The organism is Streptococcus sp. KHUD_014 (assembly GCF_051106275.1).
In the GTDB taxonomy this organism is placed as follows: domain Bacteria; phylum Bacillota; class Bacilli; order Lactobacillales; family Streptococcaceae; genus Streptococcus.
In genome coordinates, this window is the sequence record NZ_CP193666.1 from 1,703,147 (window position 1) to 1,723,086 (window position 19,940).

Sequence of the window (19,940 nt, forward strand, 5' to 3'; positions counted from 1 at the left end):
ATTTTTATTATAAAATATGTATTTAAAAACGTCAAAGATTTTGAGAATAAAATTATTCATAAAATATTTTACTTTTTATCTTTATTTTTACTGTACAATTCTTATCAATGAGTCCAAAAAAAATTCGCACAAGACTGAACAGTATTTAAAAAATGAATATCACCTCAATATTTGGAAAATGGTTTAAGAAAGTCACAAATTCGTTTTAGGAACTGTTCCTCCATATATTTCTAAGATACCTATCGTCATAGAGTACTAGCACCTTTCGATTAGCAACTTTATCTATACAAAAAACCGTAAGAATTTCTTCTTACGGTTTTTCTAGCAAATTCACTGAATCAAAATTTTCAGGTTTGCTTTATCAGAGCAATGGTTTACTCTTCTTCCTTACGTTTTTTAGAGATAAGGAGTCCTCCTGTCACTGCTGCAAGAAGTGCTAAACCAAGTGAAGCGTTAGATTGTTCTGTACCAGTATTTGGCAATTCTTTCGCTCCTGCTTTCTTAGCTGGTGCTTGAGCAGATGACTCTTTAGTTGCTTCCTTAACAACTTTATTAGCTGCAATTGTTGCTACTGATCCGTCCGCAAAGGTTACAACTACTGATCCGTCATTGTTAACCTTAACATCTGTTGCTGTTGGCGTTGCTTTCGCTACTGTTGCGCCTGACTTGTTACCTGCTGCGTCTGTCGCTGTTACAGAAACTTTGTCGCCTGCCTTCAATCCAGCTACTGGAATGCTGAACTTGCCATCTTTATCTGCTACAGCTGGTACTTTTGAGCCATTTGGAAGAGTTACTTCTACTGTTGAACCTGCTTCTGCTGTACCTGTGATTGCAGTATCACCTGCTTTAACTGGGTTCACAACTGGTGTTTTAACTCCCTTCGCATCACCTTTACCAACTGTTTTCTCTGTTGGAGTTGATGTATTACCTGATGCATCTTTTGCTACGGCAGTCACTTTATCGCCAGCTTTCAAGCCCATAATTGGAAGATAGAAGAGACCAGCTTCATTAGTATCTCTAGTAACCAGTCACAGTATTATTTGGCTTCAAAACCTTCTGCAACTGCATCCGCAAAGTTTTCTTCTACGATGCTTGCACAGTGGTTACAGATGGTTGCGTTATAGCTACGTTCTGCTGTACTTGGATCGATACGACGGCAACGATCACAAACCTCACCAGCCGCACGTTCAACTGTAAAGGCCACATCTTCAAAGGTTACTGCACCTTCTGGAGCTGGTCCTTCTGCGATAGTCAAGTCTGACACAATCAAGAGTTGAGCAACATTACTGTTAACCGCACCAAGAAGGGTTTGTACCACTTCATTTGGATAAACAGTCAAATAAGCTTCAAGTGATTTACCGATTACTTTTGCATTACGAGCTTCTTCCAAGGCTTTTTGAGCTTGTCCACGGAAGTCCATGAAGGCTGCCCATGTGTCCAAGATTTCCTCTTGGTTAGCAAATGTTTGAGCTTCTGGCAATTCTGATAATTGAACAAAGTCTTCGGCTTCAAACTCAAGATATGACCAGATTTCTTCCGCAGTGTGAGGAAGAATTGGTGTCAAGAGTTTGGTAATTTTCACAAGAATGTCATAGAAGACAGTCTGCATTTGACGGCGTTCCAGTGATTTGGCACCTTCGATGTAAACAACATCTTTGGCAAAGTCAAGATAGAAGGCAGACAAGTCAACATTGATAAAGTTCACTAGGACTTTATAGATTGTCAAGAATTCAAAGTTTGCATAAGCGTCACGAATAGTCTTAACAAGTTGGTTAAAGCGGATAGTCATGTACTTATCAACTGAACGAAGTTCATCGTAAGCTACTGCATCCTCAACTGGGTTAAAGTCAGATGTATTGGCAATCAAGAAACGAAGGGTGTTACGGATCTTACGATAAGTTTCAGAGACTTGGCTCAAGATATCCATAGAGATACGCACGTCGTTGCTTGAGTCAACACTGGTTACCCAGAGACGCAAGATTTCCGCACCGAATTGTTTTTCAACATCGCTTGGAGCAATGGTATTTCCAAGAGATTTAGACATCTTCTCACCTTTACCATCAAGGGCAAAACCTTGTGATAAGATTTGCTTGTAAGGTGCTACGCCATGGTTAGCCACAGATGTGATAAGTGAAGAGTTGAACCAACCACGGTACTGGTCAGAACCTTCTAGGTAGAGGTCTGCCGGATATTTAAGTTCTGGGCGATTAACCACGACACCATTCCATGATGAACCTGAGTCGAACCATACATCCATGATGTCTGTTTCTTTCTTGAACTCACCATTTGGTGAACCTGGATGTGTAAATCCTTCTGGCAAGAGGTCTTTAGCATCACGTTCCCACCAGATGATGGAACCATGCTCTTCAAAGAGTTGAGCTACATGCTCAATCGTTTCAGCAGTCATGATTGGTGTGCCGTCTTCAGCATAGAAGATCGGAAGTGGAACACCCCAAGCACGTTGACGAGAGATGACCCAGTCACCACGGTCACGAATCATATTGTAAAGACGGACTTTACCCCATTCTGAGTGGAATTTTACTTTTTCAATTTCGTCCAAGATTTCTTGGCGGAATTTAGATACAGAAGCAAACCATTGAGGCACTGCACGCCAGATGATTGGTTTTTTCGTACGCCAGTCAAATGGGTATGAGTGAGAGATTTCTTCTTGAGCAAGAAGGAGGCTACCTAATTTTTCAATAACCGTTGGCACTACCTTGTCGTAGAATTGACCTTCAAACTCAGCGCCAGCATTAGCCATCATGATACCGCGTTCATTAACAGTCACAGCAACCTCAAGACCATTAGCAATACCGACATTGTAGTCATCCTCACCAAAACCAGGGGCTGTATGGACAATACCTGTACCAGAGTCTGTTGTAACGTGGTCACCAAGAATAACCAATTCATCTACAGCTTTATCCCATGGGTGTTCTGTTACGATGTGGTTGAGTTCTTGTCCACGATAAGTTGCTAAAACTTGAACATCAGTCCAGCCAAATTTCTCAGACAAGCTGTTCAACAATTCAGCAGCAACCACAAACTTACGAGATTCGCCAGCTGGTTGCACCAAGACGTAATCAATATCCGCACCAACAGTCAAACCACGTGAAGCCGTGATGGTGAATGGAGTCGTTGTCCAAACAACAATGTAAGTATCAGCGTCTAAAATACCTTTGCCATCTTTGACCTTGTTGGCATAGTAAAGTGAGGTTGAAACCAAGTCATGGTATTCGATTTCCGCTTCAGCAAGAGCTGACTCAGATGACCATGACCAGTAAACTGGCTTAGCTCCACGGTAGATGTAGCCCTTGTTCGCCATTTCACCGAAGACACGGATTTGCGCTGCTTCATAGTCAGGTGTCAAGGTTACATATGGATTTTCCCAGTCACCTGAAACACCCAAACGTTTAAAGTCTTCACGTTGTTTATCTACTTGAGAAAGAGCGTATTCACGGCAAAGTTTCAAGTACTCAACCAAGTCCATTTCTTTGCGTTTGATACCTTGTTTTGCCAAAACTTGCTCGATTGGCAGACCATGAGTATCCCAACCTGGGATGTAAGGTGCATAGAAACCTGACATTGATTTTGAACGAACAATGATATCTTTTGAAATCTTGTTCATAGCGTGTCCAACGTGGATATTTCCGTTAGCGTACGGAGGTCCATCATGAAGAGTGAAGTGAGGTTTCCCTTCATTCAACTCTTGACGACGTTGGTAAAGTTTAGCTTCTTCCCAGTCTTTTTGCCAAAGAGGTTCTTTGGTTGGAAGTCCTGCACGCATTGGGAAGTCTGTTTTCCCAAGATTTAAAGTTTCTTTTAGTTTCATAATATCTCCTTTATTATATAGACAAATTAAAAACCACGACTCGCTAAAAAGGACGAAAATCGTGGTACCACCTTTATTCGGAAAAAGACCTTGTCTTTCTCCCTCTTATCCCGTAACGTGGGGCAACGTCAAATCCTACTAACTTCAGACTTGATAACTTGAGAGGATAATCTTATCAACAGGGATTGTAGGACTTCCACCATCTCCTACTCGCTAAAAATATGTTTGATAAGATCTTGTTCTCAGATTTTATTTCTTATAAAAGATCAATAGATTCTGTCAAGGGTGTTGATTGAGAATCTTCTTCAGTTTGCCCTGGACCTGCATCAGTTGACTTGGTTGGAGCAGCTTCTTTCTGAGATTCTACTAGTTCTCGATTCGCAGCTTCGATTCGAGCTTGGAGCTCTGCTACTTCCTCAGGTGAAAACTGACGAGTCATATCAATTGGTTCTTCCTCATGGTAGACAGACACATCTTCGCCTAAAACTTCTGCAACAACTTCCTTGAAGGCCTCGTCGCTAGTTTGTAGATAAGTAGCTGTTGGGCGCAAAATTTCTTCCCAGTCAGATGAATCTACGATGGCCAATTGACTTTCAATCGTAGATTTGAGACGTTGATGGAAGACGCGACTCTTGTTCTTCAATTCTTCTGTCTCAACTGCAACTTTCTTGGCATTGTCAGTTGCTTGACGCAAAATTTCATTGGCCTTGTACTTAGCTTCGTCGAGCAATCGATGCGCATCTTGCTCAGCCTGTTTGATGATGTTTTGAGAACGTTCATTGGCCGCTTGCTTGACGCGTTCCGCAGTATCTTGAGCAATCAATACTGACTGACTCAAAGAATCTTTAATCTCATCAAAATAAGACAAACGCTCTTCTAGATTTTTAATATGTTGCTCTTTTTCGTGGTTGCTACGAACCAGTGTTTCATAGTCACGAACAACAATGTCTAGAAATTCATCAACCTCTTCTGGATTAAAACCTCTAAACTTAGTACTAAAGGTTTTATCCTTAATTTCTAATGACGTAATTGGCATATTTTTCCTCACTTACTTAATAAAAAACAGAATCATTCATTGTTTCTTGTTTTTGCTCATTTGTTACTTGTCTCTTAGGAAAATCGTTGGTAAAAACCGAAAGACTCTCTTCTAATTTTTTGATATAGTCTTCAGATTCATCCTTGTACCGTATCAATTCCTCATAGTCCCAAAGAATCTTATCTAAAAATTCATCAACTTGATCCTTGTCATAGCCTCTGAATTTCGTTGAAAAAACCTTATCCCTAATTTCAAGGGGGTAACTGGCATATCTTTTCTCACTTACTTCGTAGGACTTGGACTGTTATTTTCTTCTTATCTCTTTTGGTTTGACCATTTTCTCTCAGAATACTAATCCTTCCAAAACGTCTGACACTTACTAAATCACCTATCTTGACTTGATAGTCAGATTTTTCAACCAGATGGTAATTTACCTGAACATATTTTTTGGCTAATAAATCACTGGTCTGTGATCGAGATAATTTCAAAACATTTGATAAGAAAGCATCCAAGCGCAGACTTGGAAGCAAAACTTCCTTCTCTTGATAATCATTTTCAGTCTCTAACAGATCTTCAAAAGACTTGGCTTCTAGTTTAACAGGTAGTTTGGCAATCTTTTGAATCCCGTCTTGAAAGAGAGGAGTGAATTTCTGGTCTACAATGATTTGCGCTCTATTTTCCGTTACCAATATATCACCAAAGAGCTTGCGATCAATACCGAGTCGATTAAGGACTGTTCCCAAAATCTTAGCGTGAGTCAATTGTTCAAATTTGCTAGAGTAGACAATCTCAAGCAATTCCATTTCAAAATCCGCTAAACTCGTCGGTATGAAATAATCTGGTGCAAGTAGCACACGACTATATTCTGTAGCTACAAAATCATTGCTAGAAAAAACTTGAATCCCATGATTATTTCCCAATGTCTTTAGGATAAAGACCTGATGGGGATTGATAAAGGGAGTTAAGATTGGAGCGTAGTGCTCTTCTACCTGCCTTAGCCACTCCAAGCCTTTATCAATAAAGGGAATATCCTCGACTGAGAAATGCTGATAGATGTCTTTTCTCATGCTAGTATATAAAGAAAACGAATGAGATAGTTTCCAACAAGATGAACCAAGATGACAGCCACCCATACTGAAAAGTCAAAACCTCCAAATCTTAGAGGCAGACGACTCAAGGGTTGAAGGATCGGTCTAGCTAAACTAGACAACAAGCGACCTACTGCTGTCTCATAGGCATTTGGAAGCCAGGATAAGAGAGCAAAAGCTACAAGTATCCAAGAATAGATATCTGTAGCATTTTGAATGAAGCGAATTAGAAATATCATTATTTCACTCTATTTCTCTTCATATCAAAGTCGAATTCTTCACTCTGAGTTCCCTCAGGCAAGCGAATATCTTCGATATTTACTACAACTCCTACTGGTGTCAAAAGGTACATAGTATTTGCAACTTTTCTCAATTCACCAGCCAATACGTGACGTGCCCCATCTAAATAGTCTAGACAACGACGCGCTTGTACTTCAGTCATATATTGGAAATCGATTAAAATACTTTCATTACCTGCCAGTAAATCAACGATATCTGTTGCATCTTCGTAACGACGAGGATAACGAACATCAATGGTTACCTTCTCTGTACTACGATGGCTCTGCATCGCCAACTCTTGCTGACGAGCATGAAGGCGAGTAATATTTTTTTCTTTAGTATTCACTTGTGATGGTTGTGGTAGCTGTTGTGCTTGTGGAAGTTCTTCCTTGGGGGCAGACACTGATGTTAGCGTTTTTTCAGGCTTTAACTCAGCAACGTTTGGTGCCACCTCTTCTCCATCTTCAGTGAAATAATCTATAAACTTATCAAATTTATCTTTTAATGACATGGTTATTTCCTACTTAAAAAATGCTGTGCCGATTCGAACAAAAGTTGAACCAAATTGAATCGCTTCTTTAAAGTCTCGACTCATTCCCATACTGAGTTCTGTCATCGGCATATTGGGGAGATGTTTTTCTTGAATGGTTTTTTGCAATTCTTGCGTTTCTTTAAATATCTCTTGTAACTCTTGACTTGTAGCTTCAAATGGAGCCATGGTCATCAATCCAACGTACTCAATCTGATCTAATTCTGAGAGTTCTGGTAAAAGGGCTAAGAGTTCTTCTTTTGAAAAACCATGCTTGCTCTCTTCCTGGGAGATATTTACTTGCAAAAAGCACTTAATCTTGTGGTCCGCTCGTTTTTGAATTTCCTGAGCTAGCTTTAAGGAATCTAAAGCATGAAAATAATCCACATAAGAAATTACTTCCTTGACTTTACGTCTCTGTAAGGTTCCTATCAAATGCCAAGTAAGATTTTTATCACTCAAGGCATGATACTTGTCAAGAAATTTATCAACACGGTTCTCACCGATGTGTTGCACTCCTTGCGAAACCAAAGCAGAGGCTGTTTCAACATCTACATATTTGGTCACCGCAATCACAGAAACCGAATCGTTTTCACGACCGGCTTCCTGAACTGCATTCGATATCTGTTGAAAAACAAGGTTCGTATTTTCTTTTAAATTCATCTTCATTAACGATTTTTAAAGAATGGTGGAGTTTCCAACTCATCTTCATCTGTTGCGGCTGGAACCTCAAAACGTTCTACAGGAGAAACAACTGGATCTCCTTGGCGAACAATGGCATCACGTCTCAAGTCCCAGTCACCAAAGGCTGATGTCTTTGGAGCTTCTGGGCGACGATGACTTGGAGTTGGTAACTCTACTGTATCAGCCATATCAAAATTGCGATCATATGTATGTGTATGGCTAGTTCTAGCAGGTTCACGGTAGGCTGCTTGGCGTGGTTGAGCAGTTACAACTTTCTCAACTTTATCTTGACGTACTCCTGTCGCAACAACAGTCACGCGGATTTCGTCTTTCATAGTCTCATCAATAGATGTTCCAAGCCAGATGTTAACACCATGACCAGCTGCTTGGTTAACAATTTCTGATGCTTCCTCAGCTTCAATCAAAGTTAAGTCCAAACCACCAGTTACGTTAACAATCACATCCTCAGCACCATCGATAGTTGTTTCAAGAAGTGGTGAGTAGATAGCTTTACGAGCAGCTTCTACAACACGTTCTTCACCGCTACCGATACCAATGCCCATAAGGGCATTTCCTTTGTTAGCCATAACAGTCTTAACGTCTGCAAAGTCCAAGTTGATCAAACCAGGATTTGTGATCAAATCTGTAATCCCTTGTACACCTTGACGAAGAACGTTGTCTGCTTCACTCAATGCTTCAAGAAGTGGAGTTTTCTTGTCGACGATTTCTAGCAAGTTATTGTTTGAGATAATCAAGAGTGTATCAACATGCTCACGAAGTTCGTTGATCCCTTCGATAGCAAATTGTCCACGTTTGCTTCCTTCAAAGCCAAATGGACGAGTGACAACACCTACTGTCAAAGCTCCGAGGCTTTTTGCAATACGAGCGATAACTGGTGCAGCACCTGTACCAGAACCACCACCCATACCAGCAGTGATGAAGACCATGTCTGCACCGCTGATTGCTTCTGTCAGCACTTCTTCGCTTTCTTCTGCAGCTTTACGACCAACCTCAGGTTGTCCTCCTGCACCAAGTCCACGAGTCAATTTAGGGCCAAGCTGGATAACTGTCTCAGCTTTTGTACTGCTCAAAGCCTGTACATCTGTGTTGGCTGCGATAAACTCAACGCCAGAAACGCCTTCGTCAACCATACGGTTGATGGCATTTCCACCACCACCACCGACACCGATTACTTTAATTACTGCACCTTGTGCAGCTGCTGTATCAAATGAAAATGTCATATTTATATTCCTCTATTTTATTCGTCAAACATGCTTCCAATCAAGCTACGGAAACGATCCGTTAATTTACCCTTGCTCTTTTCTTCTGATTGAAGAGGAGCTACTGGTTCAACAGATTGAGTTGTTTCAGGCTCAGGAGTTGTCACTGTATTAAATACTGGGCGTGGAGAAACAGGTGAAACTGGTTGAGCTGAATTTCTAAAATCAATCGGTTGGTGGCGTAAACTCTGGTCGCCTCGAATTGCTCGTTGTGCCAAAACATTCACTTCAGTAAGACTACCAGCGAATTCTGACAAGCTGATGACATGAGCGAAAGCAGGGTTGCGAATCCCAACTTGATTTGGCACGAATAATTTAACACGTACTCCAAATACTTCTTGGGCCAATTCAACGACACCTGGAAGAAGGGCATTCCCACCAATTAAGACAATACCTCCTGGCAAGTCTAATAGGTGACGTCTTTCCAACTCTTGCTTAATTTGCTCAAAAATGTGCTTAAGTCTTGCTGAAATAATCTCAGCCAAGTATTCCTCAGTCACTTCAACTGGTTCAACCTCACCGATCACTTCAACTTGGAAGGTTTCTTTACTAGCTAACGGTGGATAAGCTTCCCCGTAGTTCAGTTTTAGACCTTCTGCAATTTTCTTAGAAGTCTTGAGAACTTTAGAAATGTCTTTTGTGACATAATCGCCACCCTCTTGGTTGACATTTGTGTATTGAAGTTCTTGGTTGCGAATAGTGGCAACAGTCGTTTGCCCACCACCCATATCAATAACAGTCGCACCAAACTCACGTTCACCTTCATTCAAGACAGAGTGAACCATTGCAAGAGGCGAAATAATCACGTTATCAACTTGAACTCCTACACGCTCAACAGTTTTACGAAGATTGTGGAGAATTGTACATGGACCAGTATACAAGAGACCACGCATTTCCAAGCGCACTCCCATCATCCCACGAGGATCACGAATTCCTTGGAATCCATCTACGACAAATTCCTCTGGAATAAAGGTGATAACTTCACGGTCTGGAGTCATACTTTTAGTCAAGGCTGATTTGACAACATTTTCGACATCTTGATCCGTAATTTCTTTTGTATCTGATGTCACTGGAATCATGCCTTGAGTTGGCTCCACTTGTAGCAAATTAGCTGGCAAGCCAACGTTTACAGACTTAATTGAAATTCCTGCTTTTTCTTCTGCTTGAGAAATTGCAGACTTAATAGCAGTCGCTGCTGCTTCGATGTCAACGATAATCCCATCTTTGACACCCTTACTTTTGGCATTACTAACGCCAATTACATTTACTTCACCATTTACAAGCTCTGCAACCAACACTTTAATAGAGCTAGTTCCGATATCTAAGCCTGTAAAAAAACCATTCCTAGTCATTACACTGCGTCCTCTCTATCTTCCAAGTTTCACACTTCTATTTTTAATAGCTATATGAAGGCATAGCTATTCACAGAATATTATAACACAAAAAATACATTCGTGCTCGGATTTTCTAACATTTAACCAAGCTTTTTCTTGAATTTTTATAATTATCCGACGATTACAGAGGTGATGAAACAAAAAAAGAAAGCGACTGGGCAAAAGACCCCTTAAAATTAAGAAAACACATAATATCAGATATTCAAAAAAACTTGATACTATGCGTTTTATAACGGAAAGATTTACTCAATTTCATCTTCAAATTGAGTTTTTAGCTCCTCCACCTTTTATTTGAAAAAGACAGTAAAAAAAGCGCAAAAAATCACTTCTTGTTCTATACTATAATTGAATTGCAATTTTTTTATTTTGGGCGTTAGAACTGTTTCCTCAGTCCTAGCGCCTTTTCTGTTTGATAAGTCTGCTTGGTGGAGAATAGTTTGTAAATGATTCTAAGGATCTTATGGGTGCAAGCAATGATAGCTTTCATCCTATTCTGCCTGCTTAGAGTTTTATTAATCAAAATTTCATATTTTATTTCAAAAATATCCCTATTTTCTATTTAGTTGTATTATTCCTTCATTAAAAAACTTAATATAATCAAAAAGATCAATATCTCTTTTTCCTACCAGTCTATTTCTATATCCTAGTAGACTTTTCACTTGTATTTTACCATTAATTGTTTCATTAGCTTTTGGAATATGTATGGCAGACTTTATTTCTGGCATCTCCTTACTTACGAACACAACTTTATTTTTATAGGATAATTTATCAAATTCCAATATATCTTCATATGTACATCCATCCCGCTCTATCATGAAAATAAATAAATTGTCCAAATTTACTCTTCTCTTTCTTTCATTCCATTTATCTTTTAATTCTGAAAAGTTTTTATAATGTAAACCATGTATCTCTATATCATTACATAAAGCGATAGGATAATCACCTAACCATTCTTTTTCCACTAGTGGTTGCTCAAAATAGTAAGTCAAATTCTTACAAAACTTAACAAATGAGCTGGGTTCGATAAACAAGTTCACTGTTGGAGACATAAATTTAAGCCCTAATTTATGACTTATTACACCTCCAAGACAGTTAGAGCTTATTATCGTGAAGTCAGAATTTTTTAAATCTAATCTTTTCTTCTTAATCATATTAAATTCTAATGCTTTTAAAAAATATTTTATCATACTATTCTTCCCTCCATTAAATCTCATAAAATAAATAATATAATTTAATATTAATAAACAGTCAAAACTAATTTGATGTTATTCTGACCTCTACAATAAATTAATATTTTTTCCATTCACATAATTTCTAAGTACTAATAACCCTTTGTCATTATAATGCAATCCATCATTTATATATTCATACTTCAAATGATAATCTTCAATCACAAAATATTATATTCTCTTTTAATGCCGTATTTTTGAATTCTTTATATTTTTCTTTATAAAAATTCTTATTTCTTTGTTCTCTTAGTTCATAGTTAAAGTATCTACTTCCTATCGTTCCTATAAAGTCACTTCTATCATCAATATCATATGAACTTTCTTTATCCATCAAGTAAGCTTTTGTTTTAGGTGTTAAATTACTTATATTTTTTAATAGAATTTTTAGTAGTTTTATATATAACTCCATTGGTTCTGTATAACTTCTTCTCATCTTTTCTTCTATATCCTCTATCCGTCACAAAACTTTCTTGGATATAATTGTTATCATCTAGGCTTGTAAATAACCTTGGAAATTTATCTAATTCTACATAACTTACTACATTTTCCACACCTTCTTATGTAATAACCGATTTTTCTTGAGTACCTTTTTCAAAATGTTTATGTTCAATAATGCGAGTATGTGGAGCATCTGCTGGAGTTCCACCCCCAAAAAGTTTATTGAAGGTATTCATATTAAAAGGAAGGTTATAAATTTCTCCCTTATAATTTGCAACAGGAGAATTTATGTAACAGTTAAACTCTGCAAACTGATTTACATAATCCCAAATCTCCTTATCAGAAGTATGGAAGATATGGGCACCATACTGGTGAACTTGAATTCCTTCCTCTTCACGAGTATAAATATTACCCGCGATATGATTTCGTTTTTCAATGACTTTTACTTTTTTTCCTTTTAAGGCTGCTTCATGGGCAAAGACTGCACCAAAAAGACCAGCACCAACAACAAGATAATCGTACATCTTATGCTCCTTTGGAGTTCATTATCTGTCTCTTTTATTAGACTAGACAATCATTCTACTACTTATCTCAATTCTTGTTTATAAAATTCTTTCAAGGCATCTTGCCAAGTTGGAATGACAAATCCTGTAGCTTTGGCTTTGGCCAGACTCATCGTTGAGTTTAGTGGACGTTTCGCCTTAGCAGGGAATTGGCTCGAGTCTACTGGCTTGACTTCGACATCTGTATCCTTCAAAATTTCAACTGCAAAATCATACCATGTTGTATCTTCTGTCGCATCATTTGACAAATGATAGTAACCAAATTCCTTGCGATTTTCAGCTAGGTAAGTCATGAACTCGGCCAAGGTACGCGTCCAGGTTGGACGGCCATGTTGATCATTTACAACTGTCAAGGTCTTATGAGTTTTAGCTAGATTTTGCATGGTAAAAACGAAGTTCTTGCCGTAATTTCCAAAAACCCAGGCGGTACGGATAATATAGAAGTTCGAAACGTGTTTTTCTACAAGCTCCTCTCCCATACGCTTAGTACGACCATATTCAGTTTGAGGATCTGGTCTGTCATCAACTTCCCACTCTTGTCCAACTGGTTTCTTACCGTCAAAGACATAGTCGGTAGAAATATAAACTAGAGTTGCACCATGCTTTTCGGATGCTTTTGCGACATTTTCTGTCCCCGTAACATTGATGGCAAAGTCCAATTCTTTCCCTTCATCCTCTGCTGCATCAACAGCTGTGTAAGCCGCACAGTGGTATACTAAAGTCGGTTTCACCTCTTCAAAAACTTTCTCAACCATCTCTGCATTGGTAATATCCATCTCAGCCACATCAACAGCAACGTATTCTTCATTACGCTCATCTAACAAATAACGAAGTTCCGTTCCTAATTGACCATTTGCCCCTGTAATTAAAATCATTTTTCTTCCTTTCAACTGATTCACAATTCTTCGGTATAGCAATAGAGGTTGGGACAAAAAATCCCTACCTCACTTTTTATTAGCAATCAAACTTTGACGCGGTAGCTGATTGGACTTTTTGTTTGACTTTTAGACTCCAAAAACTCCTAATCATCTTCGCGGGGCTGGGAGTAGGAAATCGAGATTTTGTCTATCGATTTCTGTCCCACCGCCTTTTATTTTTCAAGAACCTCTTGTGTCTTAGCGTAGTTAGCTTCAACAGCTTCTTTTTCTCCTTGCCACCATTCTTGGTTATCTTTGTACCACTGGATGGTTTCCTTGAGTCCCTGCTCGAAGTTGGTAAATTCAGGTTTCCAACCTAGTTCATCACGCAATTTACTTGCATCAATTGCATAGCGAAGATCATGACCAGCACGGTCAGTCACATGGTCATAAGCATCAGGAGCTTGTCCCATTTCCTTAAGGATAAGTTCCAACACTTCCTTGTTGTTCTTCTCGCCATCAGCCCCAATCAAGTAGGTTTCTCCGATTTGCCCTTTTGTCAAGATTGTCCAAACTCCTGAAGAATGGTCATTGGTATGAATCCAGTCACGAACGTTCTTACCTTCACCATAAAGTTTTGGCTTAATTCCACTTAGGATGTTGGTAATCTGCCGTGGGATAAATTTTTCAATGTGTTGATAAGGACCGTAGTTGTTTGAACAGTTAGAAATCGTTGCCTTGACACCAAATGATCGTACCCAGGCTTTCACAATCAAGTCCGAAGCTGCCTTAGTTGATGAGTATGGAGAGCTAGGATTGTATTTGGTATCAGCAGTAAATTTCTCACCTGGTCCTTCACCATGACCTGGCAAATCTTCGCGTAGAGGGAGATCCCCATAAACTTCGTCTGTGGACACATGGTGGAAGCGAATGTCGTATTTGCGAGCCGCTTCCAAAAGAGTATAGGTTCCGATGAAATTGGTATGGATAAATGGCGATGGATCATTCAGTGAATTATCATTATGACTTTCCGCTGCATAGTGAACGATAGCATCTGCTTGAGCTGCCAACTTGTCTACCAACTCTGCATCAGCAATGTCACCAACAACCAACTCGACACGATCACCTAAAATTTCCTCAATATTAGCGCGGTTTCCAGCATAAGTCAACTTGTCCAAGACTGTCACGTGAACATCTGGGAAATGCTTATAAACATAATGGACAAAGTTGGAACCGATAAAACCAGCTCCTCCTGTCACGATAATTTTTTTGTATTCAGTCATATTCTTTCCTTTTTACAAATCTTCTTTTTCAAAGGTTTTACATCCTTAAGTAGTGGATGATTCTTATCTGCTTCTGAGACCTCTGCTTCTGCAAGATTTTCCCATTCAATACCAAGGCTTGGATCAGCGTAGTTTACAAAAGCATACTTGGGTTTGAGTTCGAGAGCCCAGTAATCATTGACCAGATAACTATAAGAAACTGTATCTGATAGGACTTGAAAGCCATTGGCCACGCCTCGAGGAACAAAAACTCCCTTGCTAGCATCAATAACCGTCTGATAAGTATTCCCAAAGGTTTCGCCCTCGCGTAGATCAACCCAAGAGCCCAGAACTTTCCCACCATCTGCTACAGAGATGTACTTATCCCAAGGCTCTGCATGTAGGCCACGGAGGACATTTTTACTTGAGAAGGATACATTGTTTTGCAATTTTCCTTCTGCAAAGAAAGACTCTGGAAATCCAAGTGGAAGCATTTTTTCCTTTTGAAAATTTTCTTTAAACCAGCCACGATTATCTCCATGAACAGGGATATCGAATTCCAGCATACCTGGAATTGCATCAATCTTGCGTACTGAAAGTGTCTTGCCGAAAAAATTATCTGTCATCTATGCTTCTCCAATCAAACGGAGCAGATACTGCCCGTATTCATTTTTCTTAAGTGGTTGGGCTAAGGCCAACACATCCTCGCGACTGATATAGCCCATGCGGTAAGCAATTTCTTCCAAGTTTGCTACCTGAACATTTTGCATACGTTGAACTGTTTCGATGTACTGTGAAGCCTCTAGTAAACTTTCATGAGTTCCAGTATCCAGCCAAGCAAAGCCTCGTCCCATAACCTCAACGGATAAATCTCCACGATCTAGGTAAGCCTTGTTTACATCTGTAATTTCCAGTTCACCACGAGGACTTGGTTTAATACTCTTGGCAATTTCTACTACATCATTGTCATAAAAATAGAGTCCTGTAACTGCATAGTTTGAACGAGGGTATTCTGGCTTTTCTTCAATAGAAATAGCGTTCATATCCTGATCAAACTCAACAACGCCAAAGCGCTCTGGATCCTTCACCTGGTAGCCAAAAACAGTTGCCCCTGACTCCTTGCTTGCGGCCTCTTGTAGCATCTTCGAAAGGCCAGGACCATGATAGATATTGTCACCTAATATCAGAGCAACGCTATCATCACCAATAAACTCTTCCCCAATGATAAAGGCTTGTGCCAAACCATCTGGACTTGGTTGCTCTGCATAAGACAATTGAACCCCAAACTCAGATCCGTCTTGAAGAAGCTCTTGGAATCGATGTAAATCCTGTGGAGTTGAAATAATCAAAATATCCCTAATCCCAGCCAACATCAATGTTGAAAGTGGATAGTAAATCATCGGTTTATCATAAACCGGCATAAGTTGTTTTGATGCAGCTCGAGTCAAAGGATATAAACGTGTCCCCGAACCACCTGCGAGAATAATACCTTTCATAATAGGGTACCTTTCTTTGTTGTTTTAGAGTCAATTACTATTAGTTGTGTACTGCTCTAAAAGGAAAATAATCATCACATTTTTTCAAATTATTATCTAAAAATTACAGAAAATTTCTTCTTTATCCATAAAAAATTCACTTATTTCATAGTACATTTAGTATAAAATGAAATAAGTGAATTCTACTTTGTTTATATACAATTAAAAGTCATTTCCTAAGGATGTCTCAAATAACTGTGTAAGAGGCATAATTTCACCATTTCTTAGTTTTTCAATACTAAAATACATAGTAACTGGTTTTCCATTATAAATCGCCATACCTCTAGGATCAATGAAACCCAGTTTTTCATAGAATTCTACAGCATCCTCTAAAGCATGAACTCTCACACCTTTTATTGGTAACCAACAGTCAATAGTTAAAGATAATCGAAGTGCAAAGGTCACCAAAAGCGAACCAATCCCTCTTTTCTGGCAATCCTTGTGAACACCAAGATAGTCTATACTAATTCCCATCTCTTTACCCTGAGCGATGAAAGAAAATGATACTAGTCTACAAGAAATAAAACCTAGTAATTCAAAATTTTGATTTACAATAGCTAACACATGGCCTGATTCTTCATCGTATTTGTTGTAAATATCCAAAAAAACATCATTCAATTCTTGATATCCACAATCAAAAGATCTAACATCATCATCATTTAAAATAGATGATGAAGTACTTATTAATTTCAATTCATCAATAGAATCCAAAACAGGCAATTAGTACGTCTCCTTACTAAACACTTTCAAACGTTTACTTTTCTCATTCAGTCGTCGTAATCTACGACTAACATCATCAGATAAGTCATACTCACCATTTAAAATAGATAAAATATGTTGTTTTTCTTCATCAGTCTTCTCTTCAGTAAGTACATCTTTAAAAATTACTGCCATTATTCTCACCTCACTTCGATGGTTAAAGTGTTGTTACTTTATTCTATCAAAAACTAGACACAAAAGCTACAATTTCTTATATCAGCATTTTTTAATAATAGTTCATTCTGACAAATCTTCTTTTATCTTTGTGGTTGATATTTCTTTTGTTCTAGGCAAATAAACTACTTCAACACCTTCTTCTTCAAGATAATCAAATTTACCTTTCCAATCATCACCCATTACAAAAGTATCAATATGGTATTCTTTGACATCTGACTTTTTCTGTTCCCAACTAGTTTCAGGGATTACTAGATCTACATATCGAATAGCTTCTACTAAATTTTTTCTGTGTTCATAGTTAAAGTAACATACTTTATTCTTTTCTTTTAAATTAAACTCATCACTTGAAACAACTACAATCAAATAATCACCTAGTTGTTTAGCACGTTTCAACAGATTGATATGACCATAATGCAATAAATCAAATGTACCATATGTTATAACTCTTTTCATCTAAAGGTCTCCTTATTCATCATTCAAAAAATATAATTATTTCAATCAATAACCCTATTGTTTTTTTATTTTTTCTTCAATCCAATTAGCACACTGTACCGAGGCTTTTCCTCTATCAAAACGAACGTCCTCTAATTCATACAGACGAACTTTTTCATCATAATTACTTCTTTCAAAATCTCTAATAATTTCTATCAACTCATTGTTATGATACGCTCTTGGAAATGGCAATTTATAAAAATTATTATCCAATGGTCTATCGTTCACATATCTTTGATAATCTGGTAAATACAGAAATACTGGACGATTTAATAACATAAAATCAATCGAAGATGACGAATAATCCGTAATCATTACATCTGCACTCATCATCAAATCCTGAGGATTTGAATAGGTTGACACATTTATACAGTTTGTATCCTGCAAATTTATAAAACTAGAATCAACAATTGGATGAAGACGAACTAATATTTTTACATTTTTTCTAAATTTGTTTTGAAAAGCATGTATTAGTTTCGAGTAATCTAAATTATAGGCATCCAACGATCCATCATCTCTGAACGTCGGCATATACAAAACCACCAGTTCGTCTAAATCAATATCAAATAAACTTCTAAATTTTATGTTTGTAGTTTTGATTTTTTCACTTTTAAAAAAATCATCATTTCGAGGTAATCCAAATTCAAGAAACTCCACATCCTCTGTCAGCCAAAAATTATTTTGCATCCCCAAAGTTTGAAAGTGCCGACTTGATACGATACCGTCTGTAATCTTTCCATCATACTTCGCCATTCTAAGATAAGTTTTTTTTAGGCTCCCTGCAACACTTTTTTCAATTAACTTTACCCCATCTGAGCCATGCCAAGTTTGAAGATAAATCTGTCCTTTACGCTTCCAAGGTCGATCAGAACAGCGAATATTATCTACCCAAACTCTAGCTGTTAACCATTCGTAGAAAGAACGATAACTTCCATATTTTACTACACGAACACCTTTTGGGACAGAAATTTCTCTATCTTTTGATATCCATACAAGATCTAGATTATTTTCTCGAGAGACAAGTTCTTCAAGTATATACTTGGGATTATCTCCCAAACCTCTACCACCAAAATTATCAAACACTATTTTATTAGACTGAATAGGTAATAAATTCAACGGTAATGTAGAGACTTTTTTTAATAAATTTTTTATATAAAATTTCATATTTTTTTTATAAATTACTATTATTCATTAGTGGGTTCAAATTTACGGCATAAGACCGTAAATTCAAGAAATAAATATTTTATAGTTTCTGAGTTTCTAATTCTGTTTCCGTATTAGTTAGAGAAAAGAGCAGTAGATTTAGGATCCATAAAAAGTTATGATAAATCGAAATATTGTCCGTAAACCATATCAGCATCTGAAACATTGTCAAGACAAAATATATGAATGATTCTTTATGACCAATTTTTACAAATATGCGTTTAGCATTTCTATAAAGGAGAGTATAAAAATAAATAGATAATCCTACAAATCCTATCTCAATGTAAGATTTCAAAATATCATTATGAATCCCCATTGATCCTGTAAGACCATTGATATTTAAAGTCATCCAATTATTATCCATCCATTTTGATGCAAAACCTACCCCTCTCCCCATAAATATAGGTGTAAAGCTATAGGTTGATTCAATTCCCTTCCATAAATCTGTTCTAGCCATCGAATTGATATTATGTTCTTGGATAAATGTATATATAAAACCAGATTTAATACTATAAACATAAAGGAATATTCCTGTTATAAATACTAAGGAAAAGGCATTTAATAAACTTAAAATTTTTCGTTCTTTCCCTAGTTTGCTCACTTTTTTATAATACCAATAAATTACTAAAAATACTGGTATGATAATTAACACACTCAAAAATACGATTCGTTTAAGACTTAAAAAGAGAATAATAAGAGCTATTAAGATCTTACGAAATACTGCAGAAAAACTATTTTCTTTTATAAAATATTGATACAGATAGTACAGAATAAAGAGAGCTGTAATTGGTGCTACCTCATGCATTTCTAGCACCGAACCATTGAAACTATCATCTGTTAACATCAAAATAAATTGACTAAGTCCTCCTTGACTATAGGCAACAATGATACTAGTTAAGTAACTAAGTGATATTGCTGTAAAAGTGTAATCTACTACTTTTTGTCCAAAAAATTGAAAAACAACCATAGCTTGAAAGATAGCTAATAAGCCAAAAATAGTCATACTTGACAATCTACTAAAATACCCACTAAATTGAACTGGATTCATTAGATGTAATAAAACTGAGTAAAAGAAGAGAACAATTGTTGGCATAGCTAATATCTTAGCAAGATATAATAATTTTTTATTAACAAAAATAACCTTTCCGAGACTTACTAATAATAAAATGAATAATACAATAATCAAAATACCAATATAATATTTTGTCATGTATGTTACAGGATACAGATGTTGTCTATCTGTAGCTAATTCTAAATACACTAACAATATATACAATATCGCGATTGGGTTAAATTTAAATTTCAC

The 19,940-nt window shown here is 37.3% G+C and carries 21 protein-coding genes, 1 pseudogene and 1 other annotated feature; all 22 genes and pseudogenes read right to left on the reverse strand.

Annotation, left to right across the window (positions count from 1 at the left end):
* Positions 1 to 374: 374 nt before the first annotated feature.
* The 22 genes and pseudogenes from ACORHT_RS08270 to ACORHT_RS08375 all read right to left on the reverse strand — a co-directional run bounded on the left by ACORHT_RS08270 (position 375) and on the right by ACORHT_RS08375 (position 19,940).
* Positions 375 to 980: an Ig-like domain-containing protein gene (locus tag ACORHT_RS08270; protein WP_414321360.1), complete on the reverse strand. Its 606-nt coding sequence runs from the start codon at positions 978 to 980 to the stop codon at positions 375 to 377.
* 56 nt (positions 981 to 1,036) lie between these two features.
* A complete protein-coding gene (ileS, locus tag ACORHT_RS08275) occupies positions 1,037 to 3,829 on the reverse strand; it encodes an isoleucine--tRNA ligase (protein ID WP_434349997.1) in 2,793 nt (930 codons plus the stop codon).
* A gap of 45 nt (positions 3,830 to 3,874) precedes the next feature.
* Positions 3,875 to 4,086: a binding site (T-box leader), on the reverse strand.
* Positions 4,086 to 4,865, reverse strand: coding sequence for a DivIVA domain-containing protein (locus ACORHT_RS08280; protein WP_434349998.1), 780 nt, complete (start codon positions 4,863 to 4,865; stop codon positions 4,086 to 4,088). It overlaps the preceding feature by 1 nt.
* 16 nt (positions 4,866 to 4,881) lie before the next feature.
* Positions 4,882 to 5,115, reverse strand: coding sequence for a DivIVA domain-containing protein (locus tag ACORHT_RS08285; protein WP_414321505.1), 234 nt, complete (start codon positions 5,113 to 5,115; stop codon positions 4,882 to 4,884).
* Between the two features lie 28 nt (positions 5,116 to 5,143).
* Entirely contained in the window at positions 5,144 to 5,932 is a 789-nt protein-coding gene (locus ACORHT_RS08290; protein ID WP_414321363.1) for an RNA-binding protein, read from the reverse strand.
* Positions 5,929 to 6,192 (reverse strand): YggT family protein, encoded by a 264-nt coding sequence (locus ACORHT_RS08295; RefSeq protein WP_075229813.1) that lies wholly within the window; start codon positions 6,190 to 6,192, stop codon positions 5,929 to 5,931. Before ACORHT_RS08295 ends, ACORHT_RS08290 begins: the two co-directional genes overlap by 4 nt.
* Positions 6,192 to 6,743, reverse strand: coding sequence for a cell division protein SepF (locus ACORHT_RS08300; RefSeq protein ID WP_075229812.1), 552 nt, complete (start codon positions 6,741 to 6,743; stop codon positions 6,192 to 6,194). Before ACORHT_RS08300 ends, ACORHT_RS08295 begins: the two co-directional genes overlap by 1 nt.
* Before the next feature lie 9 nt (positions 6,744 to 6,752).
* A complete protein-coding gene (locus tag ACORHT_RS08305; RefSeq protein WP_414321364.1) occupies positions 6,753 to 7,424 on the reverse strand; it encodes a YggS family pyridoxal phosphate-dependent enzyme in 672 nt (223 codons plus the stop codon).
* A gap of 5 nt (positions 7,425 to 7,429) precedes the next feature.
* Positions 7,430 to 8,686: a cell division protein FtsZ gene (gene ftsZ / locus ACORHT_RS08310; protein ID WP_049548722.1), complete on the reverse strand. Its 1,257-nt coding sequence runs from the start codon at positions 8,684 to 8,686 to the stop codon at positions 7,430 to 7,432.
* A 17-nt stretch (positions 8,687 to 8,703) separates the two neighbouring features.
* Positions 8,704 to 10,077 (reverse strand): cell division protein FtsA, encoded by a 1,374-nt coding sequence (gene ftsA, locus ACORHT_RS08315; protein ID WP_434349999.1) that lies wholly within the window; start codon positions 10,075 to 10,077, stop codon positions 8,704 to 8,706.
* A gap of 590 nt (positions 10,078 to 10,667) precedes the next feature.
* Positions 10,668 to 11,306 carry a DUF1919 domain-containing protein gene (locus ACORHT_RS08320; protein ID WP_434350000.1) on the reverse strand — a complete coding sequence of 213 codons (639 nt, stop codon included), beginning with the start codon at positions 11,304 to 11,306 and terminating at the stop codon, positions 10,668 to 10,670.
* Positions 11,307 to 11,505: 199 nt separating this feature from the next.
* Complete coding sequence (locus tag ACORHT_RS08325) at positions 11,506 to 11,781, reverse strand: hypothetical protein (RefSeq protein WP_434350001.1); 276 nt, start codon at positions 11,779 to 11,781, stop codon at positions 11,506 to 11,508.
* A 193-nt stretch (positions 11,782 to 11,974) separates the two neighbouring features.
* A pseudogene (locus ACORHT_RS08330) lies at positions 11,975 to 12,310 on the reverse strand (NAD(P)-binding protein); the annotation flags it as partial.
* 62 nt (positions 12,311 to 12,372) lie between these two features.
* Complete coding sequence (rfbD, locus tag ACORHT_RS08335) at positions 12,373 to 13,224, reverse strand: dTDP-4-dehydrorhamnose reductase (protein ID WP_434350002.1); 852 nt, start codon at positions 13,222 to 13,224, stop codon at positions 12,373 to 12,375.
* Positions 13,225 to 13,439: 215 nt separating this feature from the next.
* Positions 13,440 to 14,489 carry a dTDP-glucose 4,6-dehydratase gene (gene rfbB / locus ACORHT_RS08340; protein ID WP_434350003.1) on the reverse strand — a complete coding sequence of 350 codons (1,050 nt, stop codon included), beginning with the start codon at positions 14,487 to 14,489 and terminating at the stop codon, positions 13,440 to 13,442.
* Entirely contained in the window at positions 14,486 to 15,094 is a 609-nt protein-coding gene (locus ACORHT_RS08345) for a dTDP-4-dehydrorhamnose 3,5-epimerase family protein (RefSeq protein WP_434350004.1), read from the reverse strand. The genes rfbB and ACORHT_RS08345 overlap by 4 nt, the downstream gene beginning before the upstream one ends.
* Positions 15,095 to 15,964: a glucose-1-phosphate thymidylyltransferase RfbA gene (rfbA, locus tag ACORHT_RS08350; protein WP_434350005.1), complete on the reverse strand. Its 870-nt coding sequence runs from the start codon at positions 15,962 to 15,964 to the stop codon at positions 15,095 to 15,097. It abuts the gene before it with no gap.
* A gap of 201 nt (positions 15,965 to 16,165) precedes the next feature.
* Positions 16,166 to 16,723 (reverse strand): GNAT family N-acetyltransferase, encoded by a 558-nt coding sequence (locus ACORHT_RS08355; RefSeq protein WP_434350006.1) that lies wholly within the window; start codon positions 16,721 to 16,723, stop codon positions 16,166 to 16,168.
* Entirely contained in the window at positions 16,724 to 16,897 is a 174-nt protein-coding gene (locus ACORHT_RS08360; RefSeq protein WP_186822549.1) for a hypothetical protein, read from the reverse strand.
* Between the two features lie 102 nt (positions 16,898 to 16,999).
* Complete coding sequence (tagD, locus tag ACORHT_RS08365) at positions 17,000 to 17,392, reverse strand: glycerol-3-phosphate cytidylyltransferase (protein ID WP_075231289.1); 393 nt, start codon at positions 17,390 to 17,392, stop codon at positions 17,000 to 17,002.
* 54 nt (positions 17,393 to 17,446) lie between these two features.
* Entirely contained in the window at positions 17,447 to 18,595 is a 1,149-nt protein-coding gene (locus tag ACORHT_RS08370) for a CDP-glycerol glycerophosphotransferase family protein (RefSeq protein WP_153225229.1), read from the reverse strand.
* Between the two features lie 79 nt (positions 18,596 to 18,674).
* Entirely contained in the window at positions 18,675 to 19,940 is a 1,266-nt protein-coding gene (locus ACORHT_RS08375) for an O-antigen ligase family protein (RefSeq protein WP_261072783.1), read from the reverse strand.